The organism is Alitabrizicola rongguiensis (genome assembly GCF_021491355.1).
Taxonomy (GTDB): domain Bacteria; phylum Pseudomonadota; class Alphaproteobacteria; order Rhodobacterales; family Rhodobacteraceae; genus Aliitabrizicola; species Aliitabrizicola rongguiensis.
The window spans coordinates 16,406-29,118 of sequence record NZ_JAKENF010000003.1 but is presented as its reverse complement, the minus strand read 5'-3'; the positions used below and the strand labels follow the sequence as shown (position 1 = coordinate 29,118).

The 12,713-nt window shown below is 61.8% G+C and carries 12 protein-coding genes; 7 read left to right on the top strand and 5 right to left on the bottom strand.

Annotation, left to right across the window (positions count from 1 at the left end):
- Positions 1–290: 290 nt before the first annotated feature.
- From L0V05_RS20665 to L0V05_RS11570, 3 genes are all read right to left on the bottom strand, one after another.
- Positions 291–1,412, bottom strand: coding sequence for a tyrosine-type recombinase/integrase (locus L0V05_RS20665; protein WP_234870672.1), 1,122 nt, complete (start codon positions 1,410–1,412; stop codon positions 291–293).
- Entirely contained in the window at positions 1,409–3,166 is a 1,758-nt protein-coding gene (locus tag L0V05_RS11575; RefSeq protein WP_234870670.1) for a site-specific integrase, read from the bottom strand. The genes L0V05_RS20665 and L0V05_RS11575 overlap by 4 nt, the downstream gene beginning before the upstream one ends.
- A gap of 98 nt (positions 3,167–3,264) precedes the next feature.
- The gene (locus tag L0V05_RS11570; protein WP_234870669.1) at positions 3,265–3,507 is read right to left on the bottom strand and encodes a helix-turn-helix domain-containing protein; all 243 of its coding nucleotides are present in this window, start codon (positions 3,505–3,507) and stop codon (positions 3,265–3,267) included.
- Between the two features lie 39 nt (positions 3,508–3,546).
- Between L0V05_RS11570 and L0V05_RS11565 the strand changes: the two genes are divergently transcribed.
- Positions 3,547–3,702: a hypothetical protein gene (locus tag L0V05_RS11565; RefSeq protein ID WP_234870667.1), complete on the top strand. Its 156-nt coding sequence runs from the start codon at positions 3,547–3,549 to the stop codon at positions 3,700–3,702.
- Positions 3,703–3,730: 28 nt separating this feature from the next.
- Here the strand turns inward: L0V05_RS11565 and L0V05_RS11560 are convergent, their stop codons facing one another.
- A complete protein-coding gene (locus tag L0V05_RS11560) occupies positions 3,731–4,255 on the bottom strand; it encodes a hypothetical protein (RefSeq protein WP_234870665.1) in 525 nt (174 codons plus the stop codon).
- A 492-nt stretch (positions 4,256–4,747) separates the two neighbouring features.
- Between L0V05_RS11560 and L0V05_RS11555 the strand changes: the two genes are divergently transcribed.
- From L0V05_RS11555 to L0V05_RS11530, 6 genes are all read left to right on the top strand, one after another.
- Positions 4,748–5,905, top strand: a complete 1,158-nt coding sequence (locus L0V05_RS11555) for a mandelate racemase/muconate lactonizing enzyme family protein (protein ID WP_234870663.1) — start codon at positions 4,748–4,750, stop codon at positions 5,903–5,905.
- Positions 5,902–7,464 carry an ABC transporter substrate-binding protein gene (locus L0V05_RS11550; protein ID WP_234870661.1) on the top strand — a complete coding sequence of 521 codons (1,563 nt, stop codon included), beginning with the start codon at positions 5,902–5,904 and terminating at the stop codon, positions 7,462–7,464. The genes L0V05_RS11555 and L0V05_RS11550 overlap by 4 nt, the downstream gene beginning before the upstream one ends.
- 109 nt (positions 7,465–7,573) lie before the next feature.
- Positions 7,574–8,527, top strand: a complete 954-nt coding sequence (locus L0V05_RS11545) for an ABC transporter permease (RefSeq protein ID WP_234870659.1) — start codon at positions 7,574–7,576, stop codon at positions 8,525–8,527.
- A gap of 4 nt (positions 8,528–8,531) precedes the next feature.
- A complete protein-coding gene (locus tag L0V05_RS11540; protein ID WP_234870657.1) occupies positions 8,532–9,446 on the top strand; it encodes an ABC transporter permease in 915 nt (304 codons plus the stop codon).
- Between the two features lie 5 nt (positions 9,447–9,451).
- On the top strand, positions 9,452–11,068 hold the full coding sequence (locus L0V05_RS11535) for an ABC transporter ATP-binding protein (RefSeq protein WP_234870655.1): 1,617 nt from the start codon (positions 9,452–9,454) through the stop codon (positions 11,066–11,068).
- Positions 11,061–11,813 carry an SDR family NAD(P)-dependent oxidoreductase gene (locus L0V05_RS11530; RefSeq protein WP_234870653.1) on the top strand — a complete coding sequence of 251 codons (753 nt, stop codon included), beginning with the start codon at positions 11,061–11,063 and terminating at the stop codon, positions 11,811–11,813. The genes L0V05_RS11535 and L0V05_RS11530 overlap by 8 nt, the downstream gene beginning before the upstream one ends.
- On the opposite strand, the gene L0V05_RS11525 is transcribed toward L0V05_RS11530, so the two are convergent.
- The gene (locus tag L0V05_RS11525; RefSeq protein ID WP_234870651.1) at positions 11,814–12,704 is read right to left on the bottom strand and encodes a LysR substrate-binding domain-containing protein; all 891 of its coding nucleotides are present in this window, start codon (positions 12,702–12,704) and stop codon (positions 11,814–11,816) included. It lies immediately after the preceding gene.
- Between the last annotated feature and the right edge of the window lie 9 nt (positions 12,705–12,713).

Sequence of the window (12,713 nt, the reverse complement as noted above, 5' to 3'; positions counted from 1 at the left end):
TCTCCTGCCACTCTGCCGTCGATCTGCCACCATCATGCGCCATCTCCAAGTTTCTACGCGTGAAGGGCGCTTGCAACCAGACATCTTGGCGCCGGGTGGTCTCAGGTCGAAGCCACTGCACAGTTCAAGCAGGTGGAAAGTATCTCCAAAACAGCGAGTTACCCCGAGCGTCAGTGTCGAATTGCGCAGGCGGTGCGGGGTGGGATGCGGTGCAATCGTCACGGTTCTACTACGAGCCTCAGTTCGCGGGATTGTCCACATATTCAGAACTGATTGTGCAATTGATTGCATCAATCTCCTCCCTTCCCTGTATCTCCGCGACGGTTGGCAGCAGCGGACCGGGTTTTCCGACGCAAACGCGCAAGAGCGTCGGAACGTGCGGTCAGCACCGTTGACTGGACCTCCTTGTGCGCCATCGATCCCCGCGCGAGGACATAGTGGCGCTCGGTTGTCTGGATGGTTGCATGGCCAAGGACTTCCGCGGCGAGCGAGATTGAGTCGGGAGCATCGTCGACAAGGCCGGTGGCGGACGCCTTTCGGAACAGATGTGGCCAGACATGCCTCCCGAATGCCGACTTGGTTCGGCGCTTGATCTGCTCGCGGATTGCACTCGCGTCGAGGGCATCGCCGTCCCTGTTCACCCAGAGCCTGTCCGTCTTCGGCCCGGTTCCGCGGGCCAGAAGCCGTTCACGATGAACCGACAGATACCAGTCCAGCCATTCCGCCAGATTGGGTGGAAGCTCTCCAACCTGAGCTGAACCGGTCTTCGTCTCCTCGGCCGAGTATTTCAAGACATTGCACCCGTCGCGCGAGAGCAGGTGCTGGCCGATCCGGGTCTCGGTGAAGTTCCTGATGCGGACCGGAAACGAGATCAACACCGCCAGCATCAGACCGTCGCGCGCCTGCGTGCTGACATACGGGTGCTGGCTCGCCTCCAGGTCGCGAGCCTCCTGCATCAGGTCGAGCCCCAGCTGGAAGAGTTCCCCGGGTGAGACGAGATGTGCAAACGCGTTCCGGGACGGTTCGGCGCGCTCTTTCAGGCTCTGACAGGCCGGCTTGATCCAGTTGAAGTCCCGATCCGGCGACATGACCTCAAAGCCCCGAACCAGGGCTCCGAGCATCATTGCGACCGACCAGGGGGCGACCCGGTCTGCCAACTCGGCGACAAAAGCCTCGATGCGGTCGCGCGTCACCCGGTCCGCCGGTGCGCAGTCCGGATCGAGAAGCCCGTTCCGCAGAAGCCAGGCGAGCCATTGCCCGACCGATTGCTCGACGATACGTCGCCTGCTGGGACTCCAGGAGCTTGCAGGATTGGCCGGTTGCAGGAAGGCGGCGGGCCTCAAGGCCCGCTGCAAAAGGACGCGATCATCATGCGGCCAGTCTTCCACCTTCAACGACAGGACATCGTTCACAGCAGGTCTCCATCATCGGGTGCCCTGCGTTTCAGTTTTCGACGCAGGGATTTGGTGGGACTCCGCTCGAGTGCCCTTTTGCGATCAAGGCCGAGTTTTTCCTGATACAAGCGCGTCGCATTCCGCTGTTGGTTGCGGACATAAAATCGACGCGTCGTGTCGACCGATTTGTGGCCCAAGTGATCCGAGGCAACGCCGATCTTTTCCGGGTTCTCCATGACGAACATTGAGGCCGCCAAATGGCGAAATTGATGTGCAGTGATCGGCACTCCCAATTCCGCCTTTGCCTTTGTGGCAATGGAGCTTGAGATCAGCTTCATATCCATTGGCCCTCCGGCAGAATTCGGGAAGAGCCACGAATTTGGTGTCGACGTGATCAATGGGCGCCAGTCCCGCAGATATTCCTTGAGGAGATCACCACTTTCGGGTGGAAGCTCATATCGCAGGTCAATCTTGTTCTTGACGTGGTGGCTCCCGAACTCGATTACCCAGACATCTCCATTCTGGTTTCGGATGCGCTTGATATTCTCATCGAGTTTCAGGGTTGCAAGGTTGCCGCGCCGCATGCTGCAGGTCAAAAGGAGCTCGATCACAACGGCGCAGCGTGCGTCGCACAGTGCCAATCGAGCACTCTTGTTGGATCTCGCCTTTGCCATGAGCCGCAATGGCAGCGTGACAAGGAGATCGCGGAACCTTTGCTCATCAAGTCGGTCCAGGAGCCTGGCGTTCTTGGGAGTCATCGTCGGTAGCTCCTCGGTATGCATGGTGATGCTGCCAAGCAGCGCATCGAAAGCAGCCAGCTCCGACGTGGTTGCACCACACCAGTCGGCGGCCTTCTGGCACCGAGCGGCGATGGTCGAGAAGTCCCGCGTGACCCGGTTGCCCCGCCGCTCATGTAGGAACTCGAGCGCGCGACGCGTGTTCTCTGCAGTGGCCAGCGCCTTCAGTGAAGTGAAGGACGCGATAGGCGCACCTTGTGCAACCCGGGCTGAAAGAACTGTCGTCAGGCTTACGCGATACTGAGCCACTGTCGATGCCGACAGTGCTGGTTGCTTGGCTTTCGCGAAGATCGGTGGCTCGGCCAGATAGACAAGGAATGCGTCGATGTCCTTGACCAGCTGCTCCGGCCAAAGCGATTGCGCAGCCCAGTAGGGTTTTCTCTTTCCGGCGGGAGCGGAGAGTTCGCGAAGGCCGAGGCACGGAAACTTCGTGGCGACCCGGTTCCAGTTGCGGACCAGGTCGAGCAACATTGCTCGGGGTTTGGTCACCAAGCCGGCCTCGGCCAGATAGTCTTGGAACTGGTCTGCAAGCGTGTCGTCAACGTTGACAGGTTGGCACTGCTTGAGAGTGGCGAACCGGGCGAAGCGCGTGAGCCCGAGGCGGAGCTTCGGTCCGACTGTGTCGAGCAACAAGCGCCACTCGGACGAAGGTGCAATGCGGCGGACCGAAAACACCCGGTCGTTGAAGCAGCGAAATGCCCGCCGCACGCGCGACCGCAAGTTAGCAAGAGACCCCGGCGTCATGCCCGCCGTTGCAGGTGTAACCTGGTTGAGCCGTGCCATCAGCAGTGGAAGGTCGGCCGGGAGATCCATCAACCCGTGACCGACAAGATGGTCGAGACGTCGTATTGCGGACCGAAGCTCCGCCCTTTGCGATGACGGCAGGCCCACCTTGCCCAGTGCGTCGTAGAGATCGCGCAACGTCGCAATGTATTGCCCGCCATCGGCCTTCTGGTTATTTTCAGACTTAGTCATTGTTATTCACCATTTGTCAGGGGCGCCAACTTGTTAATACCCTCCTATCATATTCCCTGGCTTTAGGCCGGGAGGGTATTAACAATGGCCAGATGTGATTAGTTCTGACGAAGGAAATTCAGCAGATCGACCTTTGCGATCAGGATCTTTTTCCCGGATCTGAACTTCCTAAAAACTCCCCGGCGTTCCCAACGACGGACACTGCTTTCGGAAGCTCGCGAGAGCTCGGCCGCTTCTGCAATGGTCAAGAACTCGTCGGGAAGAGGCTGCGAAGGCGCAGGCGCCGCGGGCGGCTGTGCTGGATATTTAGTGATTGGTCTGGTCTTGAAGGTGATTGCCATGTTTGTCTCCATGAAATTGCCACGCATCTCGTGGCCGGCATGGAGATCGTCGAATGGCTGTTGCGATCACCGGTGCCGACTCAGGTCGTGGTGATCGCCTATAGTTTTCAAGAACACGCCGATTGGAACAAGGAAGTTCAGGGGTGGTATCAATCTGAGCCCACTGCGCATATGCGCCCTGCTTCGCATGCCTGAGAAACAGGGCGCATGTCAGGTCGTTCCGTCAGTGACCAGCGAGCGTCACAAGACGCATGAGTGCTTCTTCGGCGTCGGTTACACCTTCTGCGCCAGACGGCGTCGCTCCATGCGCCAGCAGGGCTTTCCGCAGTCGGAGAAAGTCATCGACATGCAGATAAGTGACGAAGATCCTGTCATCCGAGATCGGTTCCCTGCCGCGCAGCTTGAGTTCAAGGTCGTGCGCCGTGTTCGACTCTGCCCAGCCGAGAAGTTCCTCGAAGTTATCGTCTGACACATAGCGCGAGACGAGCCCCAGCTTGGTCCAGCCAATCCGGTTGAGGCGCGCTTCGTCGACACTGTAGGCGTCGAAGATGCGGGCCAGACGGGAGAGTTGATAGCCTTTCCGGCGGCCGATCTGCAGATGGTCGACCACGCGCAGGAATAGCTTCTCGCCCTCCTTTCGATCCTTGTCGCCATCTTGCAACTCGCGCAGCCGGCGCGCCAAGCGATAGAAGTCGATGCCCATCAGGTCGGCGATGACCGCAACGCGGTCTTCAAAACTGATCGTCATTTGATGCTCCATGAGTGGTTACATGGAGTGATGATCCATACAAAACATAGCAAAAACAATATTTTAAAGAGGGATAACCGACGCGCCCGTTCCTCCGTTGACCTCGCCGGGACTGGGGCCGTGTCTGAATGGGTGCGAATGGCTCACCCATCCACCCCGGTGAAATCGTCGCCGACGAGATGCATTACATCGGCGTAACGTCGACAGACCTCGCGCGGCAGATCAATGTATCGATCTGATCATACTCAGGCGTTGAACCGTCCGGCAAAATTGGCGCGCTTCACAGCGCCTGTTTCAATCCGGCTTCTGAGGCTGCTCATCCTTCTACGGATGCGAGGCTGATGTGTTCGCCAAAACGTCTGTAGAACAAAAAGGAAGCAATGAATAACTGGCGTTTGCCCTTTGTCTTGTTTTTCGTTGTTTGCGCCGGGTCGGGATCAAACTGAATGCTGAGTGGGTGGCTTGCTGTGCTGCTTGCAACCAACGGCTCCGATGAATCGCATCGTTCGACTTGAGACCTTCCACAGCGAGTTCGTCTGCTTTGTGCGTGTCACGGCGGAAGATGGAGCTTTCGGTTGGGGCCAAACTTCGACATACAACGCAGACATCACGGCGCAGGTCTTTCACCGTCAGGTGGTTCCCTGGGCTCTGGGTGCCGACAGCAGTGACATTGGCGGGCTCGTTCATCTGATTGAGCGGCGAGAGCACAAGTACCCCGGAAGCTACCGGGCCCGCGCACTTGCCGGTCTGGATACCGCGCTGTGGGACCTAGCGGGGAGACGCGCGGGCAAGCCGGTTGCGAGTCTCATTGGCGGGGCCGCAGGGCGCGTGCGGGCCTATGCCAGTTCGATGAAACGAGACATCTCGCCAAAGGATGAGGCCGAACGCCTGACGCGCCTGTGTGCCGAGAAGGGTTTCACGGCAGCTAAGTGGCGCATCGGTTCGGAATGCGGCGAAGATGTAGACGAATGGCCAGGGCGGACCGAGGCGATCATCCCCGCGGTCGCGAAGGCGCTTGGCGATGGGATTGACAAGCTCGTCGACGCAAATTCGGGCTTCTCGGTTTCCCGCGCAATCACCGTGGGCGACCTGCTCGCCGATCATGGCGTCGGCCATTACGAAGAACCTGTGCCCTATTGGGACCTCGCCGCAACAAAAGTGGTGACCGAAGCCGTTTCGATCGACGTGACTGGAGGCGAGCAGGATTGGGACATGGAGACCTGGAAGCGCATGATCGACATGCGCGCGGTCGATGTGGTCCAGCCGGACGTCATGTACATGGGCGGGCTGTCGCGGACGCTGGAAGTAGCGCGCATGGCCGCAGCCGCTGGGCTGCCCTGCACACCGCATGCGGCCAACCTTTCGCTGGTCACGATCTGCACCATGCATCTGATGGCGGCCATTCCCAATGCGGGGAGTTATCTCGAACTGTCCATCGAGGGGGATGACTACTACCCGTGGCAACGTGATCTTTTCCTTGGCCGCCCGTTCGATGTTGAAGACGGACATGTGACCGTAACTGACGCGCCGGGCTGGGGCGTGGAGGTCAGCCCCGCTTGGCTTGACCGGTCGAGTTATGCCGAAGCCGCACTCGAGACATTCAAACCAAGCGCCTATGGAGCGCTCTATCACAAGGGAGGAAAACTATGACGAACGCGATGTTTCCGCGCGGGATGACCCGCCGCGGCGTGCTGAAAGGTGGGATGGCGTTGACCGCCGCCGGGCTGATCCTGCCAGCGGGCATGGCAATGGCGCAGGCGGAACCGAAGAAGGGTGGCGTGTTCCGGGTCGGGATCGGGCATGGCTCCACGACCGATGGCTATGATCCCGGCCTGTGGGACCAGCTTTATGTGCAGACCTTTGCCGCCGCCCGCCACAACCAGCTGATCGAGATCGCGGCGGATGGCAGCCTTGTAGGCGAGATCGCCGAAAGCTGGTCTTCTTCGGATGGCGCGAACTGGGTGTTCAAGATCCGCGACGGCGTAACCTTCCATTCCGGCAAGCCGGTGACGGTCGATGATGTGATCGCCTCGCTGAACCATCACCGGGGCGAGGCCTCGACCTCGGCGGTGAAGCCCTACTTCGACGCAGTGACGGATATCAAGGCCGATGGCACGAATCTGGTCGTCACACTGAACGCGCCGAACGCTGACTTCCCCTACCTGATGTCGGACTATCACCTCCCGGTCATGCCGGGCACCGATGGCAAGATCGACCCGACCTCGCCCGACGGCTGCGGCGGCTACATCGTGGAAAGCTACGAGCCGGGTGTGCAGGCGACGCTGAAGCGCAATCCGGACTACTGGAAGTCCGACCGGGCGCATTTCGACCAGATCGTCCTGCTGACGATCCTCGATCCGGCGGCGCGCCTGAACGCGCTGATGACCAACGAAGTCGACGTGATCGACCAGGTAGACCCGGCCTCGATCGGGCTTCTGGAAAGCCGGGGCGTCGCCAACATCCTGTCGATCTCGGGCAACGCGCACTACGTCTTCCCGATGGACGCTCGTGCGGCGCCCTTCACCGACAACAACGTGCGCCTCGCGCTCAAATACGCGTTCGACCGTCAGGAACTGGTGGACAAGATCCTTGCCGGCCACGGTTCTGTGTCGAACGACAACCCGATCGGCCCGGCGAACCGCTACTTCTTCGCGGATATGGAAGCCAAGACCTACGACCCGGACAAAGCGAAGTCATATCTGAAGAAAGCAGGCATGGACAAGCTTGAGGTCACGCTTTCGGCCGCCAACGCTGCCTTCGCGGGCGCGGTGGATGCCGCCGTCCTGATGAGCGAGAAGGCCGCTCCGGCCGGGATCACCATCACCGTCGACCGTGTGCCAGATGACGGCTACTGGGACAACGTCTGGATGAAGAAGCCGTTCTGCGCCAGCTACTGGGGCGGGCGGCCGGTCGAAGACCAGATGTTTACCACCGCGTACCAAACCGGCGCGGCCTGGAACGAGAGCTTCTGGTCGAACGCCGAGTTCGACAAGCTGCTTGTCGCGGCGCGCTCGGAGCTCGACGAGGCCAAGCGCAAGGACATGTACCAGGAGATGCAGCGGCTCGTGTCGTTCGAGGGGTCAACCATCATCCCGATGTACAACAACTACGTGATGGCCCTGTCGAAGGCCCTCGCGACACCGGAAAAGGTTGCAAATAACTGGAATCTCGACGGCTTCCGCTGCGTCGAACGCTGGTGGTTCGCCTGATCTGTCCGAACTGAGAACCGGGCTCCGGCAGGGTCATCCTGCCGGAGCCTGACGGCACGTCCGGCCCAGGCGGCAGCAAGACCGCCAGGCCCATACACAGGGGGGAAACATGAACGAGATCTGGCGCATGATCGGGCGAAGGCTGCTGCTCGGCCTTCTGACGCTATTTGTGATTTCAGTGGTGATCTTCGGCGCAACCGAGCTCCTCCCGGGCGATCTTGCCCGCGAGCTGTTGGGCCAGTCGGCGACCCCCGAAACCCTCGCCGCCCTGCGCGAGCAACTGGGGCTGAACGACCCGGCGCCGATCCGCTACCTGAACTGGCTGTGGGGCGTGCTGCACGGCGACTTCGGCGTTTCGATGGCCACCAAGAAACCGATCGCCGAACTGGTCGGTGGTCGACTTGGCAACACGCTGTTCCTGGCGCTTTATGCGGCCGCCCTGTCCGTGCCGCTCTCGCTTATGCTCGGGGTTCTGGCGGCGCTATGGCGCAACTCTGTCTTCGACCGGATGTCGAACGCGCTGGCGCTGACCTCGATTTCCTTCCCCGAGTTCTTTGTGGCCTACATCCTGATCCTGTGGCTGGCGCAGACGGGGCTCTTCCCCTCGATGGTCCGCATTACCGCCAGCACGACTTTCAGCGAGCGGATCTACATGGGCTTCCTTCCGGCGCTGACCCTGACGCTGGTGGTCACCGCCCACATGATGCGGATGACCCGGGCCGCGATCATCAACCTGCTCGCCTCACCCTATATCGAGATGGCGCGGCTCAAGGGGATGTCCCCCCTGCGCGTGGTGCTGCGCCATGCCGTCCCGAACGCGCTGGCCCCGATCATCAACGTGGTGGCACTGAACCTCGCCTACCTCATCACCGGCGTCGTCGTGGTCGAGGTGGTCTTTGTCTATCCGGGACTTGGCCAGTTGATGGTGGACGCGGTGACCAACCGCGACATCCCCGTGGTGCAGGCCATCGCCCTGATCTTCGCCTCGGCCTACGTGCTCTTGAATCTTGTCGCGGATGTGCTCTCGACGATCACCAACCCGCGCCTGATGCATCGGAGGTAAGGCCATGCAGGTTCTGGTTGTCCTTGCCGTCGCTCTAGTCGCCTTCTTCGGGGTCGCGCTGGTCTCCCGTGCCGCCCTGCGCACGTTTGCCCCGGCGCATCAGAAGCCGACCTTCCGCGACATGCCGCTGACAGCGTCGTTCGGAATTGCCGTGATCCTGATCTATGTCCTTGTCGCGGTCTTTGCGCCGCTGCTGGCACCCTTTAAGGAAAGCGAGGTCGTGGGCGCCCAATACCTGCCCTGGGCCGCCCCCTATTACCTCGGGACCGACAAGCTTGGCCGTGACATGCTGACCCGCTTGATCTATGGCGCGCGCAATACTGTGGGCATCGCCTTTGCCACGACGGCGCTTGCCTTTACGGTCGGTTCGATCCTCGGCATCTGGGCGGCGCTGGTCGGCGGCTGGCTTGACCAGTGGCTGTCGCGCTTCGTCGATGCGCTGATGGCCATTCCGGCCCTTATCTTCTCCCTCTTGCTGCTCACCATCTTCGGTACCTCGGTCCTCAGCCTGATCCTTGTGATCGCGTCGGTCGACGCGACGCGCGTCTACCGGCTGGCGCGGTCGGTGGCGCAGGGCATCGTGGTGATGGACTACATCGAGGCTGCCCGGTTGCGCGGCGAGGGCAAGTGGCGGCTCATCCGGCGTGAAATCCTGCCCAATGCAATGGCGCCACTGGTGGCTGAATTCGGGCTACGCTTCTGCTTCGTTTTCCTCTCGATATCGGCATTGTCCTTCCTTGGCCTCGGGATCAAGCCGCCGACCGCCGACTGGGGGAGCATGGTGCGCGAGAACGCGACGCTCATCACCTTCGGCGACATCACCCCGCTTCTGCCTGCCGGAGCGATCGCGCTCCTGACGGTCGCGGTGAACTTCGTGGTGGACTGGCAGCTACACCGCGCCAGCGGATTGAAGGAGTAGGTCCAATGGAAAAGCAAGTGCTTCTGACCATCCGGGATCTGAAGATCGAGGGCCGCTCGGGCGATGCCTGGCACCAGATCGTCAAGGGCGTGGACCTGACCCTGCATAAGGGCGAGGTTCTCGGGCTGATCGGGGAATCCGGCGCAGGCAAGTCAACACTCGGTCTGGCCGCGATGGGCTATGCCCGTGACGGCTGCCGCATCTCGGGCGGGTCGATCGATTTCGACGGGATCGACCTGCGCGCTGCACCGGAAGCGGACCGGCGAGCCTTGCGCGGCAAACGCATCGCCTATGTGGCCCAATCGGCGGCGGCGAGCTTCAATCCTGCTCACAAATTGATCGACCAGTATTGCGAAGGCCCTGTCGTCCACGGCGTCATGCCGCGCGAAAAGGCCGAAGCCGATGCGGTCGAGCTTTACCGCCGCATGCGCCTGCCGAACCCTGACGAGATCGGCTTCCGCTATCCGCATCAGGTTTCGGGTGGGCAGTTGCAGCGCGCAATGACGGCGATGGCCATGTCCTGCCGGCCGGACCTCATCATCTTCGACGAACCGACCACAGCGTTGGATGTGACGACGCAGATCGAGGTTCTGGCCGCGATCCGCGACATCGTGCGTCAGTTCGGAACGGCGGCGATCTACATCACGCACGACCTAGCCGTGGTCGCGCAGATGGCCGACCGCATCAAGGTGCTTTTGCGCGGTGATGAGGTGGAGGAATCCGACACCCGCAGTATGCTGGCCGCCCCGCGCGAGGACTACACTCGCAGCCTCTGGGCCGTGCGCAGTTTCGCCCGTCCCGCACTGCCTGCAGCAACCGGGACCCCTGTGGTTTCCGTGCGAAACGTGACGGCGGGCTATGGCGCAGTTGACGTTCTGAAGGATGTCAGCTTCGACATCCACGCCCGCCGGACAGTGGCGGTGGTGGGCGAAAGCGGGTCGGGCAAATCGACGACCGCCCGGGTCATCACTGGCCTTTTGCCGCCCAGAAAGGGCGAGATCCTATTCAACGGCAAGCCCCTGCCGCCCAGCTTCAAGGCGCGCTCCCGCGAGGAACTGCGCCAGTGCCAGATGATCTACCAGATGGCCGACACCGCGTTGAACCCCAAGCTCCGCCTCCGCGAGTTGATCGGGCGTCCGGCCGAGATGTATCTGGGGTTGAAGGGACGCGCGCTGGAGACCCGCATCCGCGACCTTCTGGCGCTGATCGAGTTGGAGCCCGACAAGTATATCGACCGCCTGCCTTCCGAACTGTCAGGCGGTCAGAAGCAGCGCATCGGCATCGCCCGCGCCCTGGCCGCCGAGCCGCAGATGATCATCTGCGACGAGGTGACGAGTGCTTTGGACCAAATCGTGCAGGAAGGCATCCTGAAGCTGCTCGACCGGTTGCAGGGCGAATTGAACCTCGCCTACATGTTCATCACTCATGATCTTGCCACGGTGAAGTCCATCGCGGATGAGGTCGTGGTGATGCAGCACGGGCAGGTTGTGGAGCGCGGGCCCAAGGCGGAACTCTTTGCGGCGCCGAAAGAGGATTACACCAACCTCCTCTTGTCCTCGGTGCCCGAGATGGACCTGGATTGGCTGAACCGACTTCTGGCGGCGCGAGGCGAGCATGCGTGATCTTGCCGGAGTTGCGGCGCTTGTGACGGGTGGGGCGTCCGGCTTGGGCCTTGCCACGGCGCAGGCCCTGGCTGCGGCAGGGGCCCGGGTGGCGGCGCTGGACCTGCGGCCGGGCGAGGCTGCCCCGGGCATCCTGCCCCTTGCCTGCAATGTGGCCGAGGAGGCATCGGTCGCCGCGGCCCTCGATGCCGCCGAGGCCGCGCATGGCGTGGCGCGTATCGTGGTCAACTGCGCAGGGATACCGGGTTCCATGCGGCTGGTCGGACGCGAGGGTCCCGTGGACATGACCCGCTTCGCGCAGGTGATCAATGTGAACCTGCTCGGCACGGTCAGCGTGATGACGAAGGCGGCGGCCCGGATGATGGCGCTTGACCCTCTTGCACCCGATGATGAGCGGGGGGTGATCGTCAACACCGCCTCGATCACCGCCTTTGAGGGGCAGATCGGCCAAGGAGCCTATGTCGCCTCGAAGGGTGCGATCGCCGCCATGACGATCCAGGCCGCGCGGGAGTTCGCTGCCAAGGGGATTCGGGTTCTGGCCATCGCGCCTGGCCTGTTCCACACGCCGATGGCCGCAGAAGTTCCGCCTGAGGTGGTCGAGGCGATCACCTCAGACGCCATCTTCCCCCGCCGCTTCGGCGCGCCCGAGGACTTCGCCGACCTTTGCCTGTCGATGACCCGCAACCCGATGCTGAACGGCGAGGTCGTCCGGCTGGATGCGGGTGTCAGGCTGCGGGCGCGGTAGTCAGCGCCCGGCCGCGGCGTGGGCCTCTGACAAAAGCCAGTCACGGAACACGGCCGCGTCTGGGTGGGCCAGACCTTCTTCAGGAGTCAGGATGTAGAACGCCTCCTCGACCGGAACCGATAGCGAAAAGGGCTGGACCAGCCGTCCTGATCGCAGCTCGGTCGTGGACATTGAGGTACGTCCTAGCGCCACGCCGCCGCCATGGGCAGCGACTTCGAATGCCATGAGGGACGAGTCAAAATGCGCCCCGGAGCCCGCGTTGATGGAGGCAACACCGGCCGCAGCAAGCCATGTTGCCCAGCCTTCCTGATAGCCAAGGACATGCAGCAGACGTTCACCTTTAAGATCCTCGGGCGAGGCAAGCCGCTTGGCAATTTCCGGGGTACAAAGCGGCTCGATCCGTTCCCAGCTGACACGGTCCGCCCGAATACCTGGCCATTTCCCGGTACCATAACGGATGTCGAGATCGTAGCGTTCGGTTTCCGCCTCTTCCGACCAGACCGATGACACGATCCGGACCGGGATCTGAGGGTAGCCGTCCATGAAGGCGGGTAGCCTTTCGGCAATCCAGTTGACGGCCCAGCCCACCGGCGCGCGCACGGTCAGAATGCCTTTGCGGCGGCCCCCGAACACTTCGATCGTGCCGGCAGACAGCCGCTCGAAGGCGTCGTTTACCTTTGGCAGATAGGCCGCCCCGGCCTTGGTAAGGATCAGGCTGCGCGGCAGCCGTTCGAACAAGGGTTCGCGCAGGTAGTGTTCAAGTAGCTTGACCTGTTTTGAGATGGCCGCCTGCGTCAGGTTCAGTTCGGACGCTGCGTTCGTGAAACTCAGATGGCGCGCGGACGCCTCGAAGGCGCGCAGCCATGGCAAGGGCGGCATCTGATGTCCCATTGTAATGAT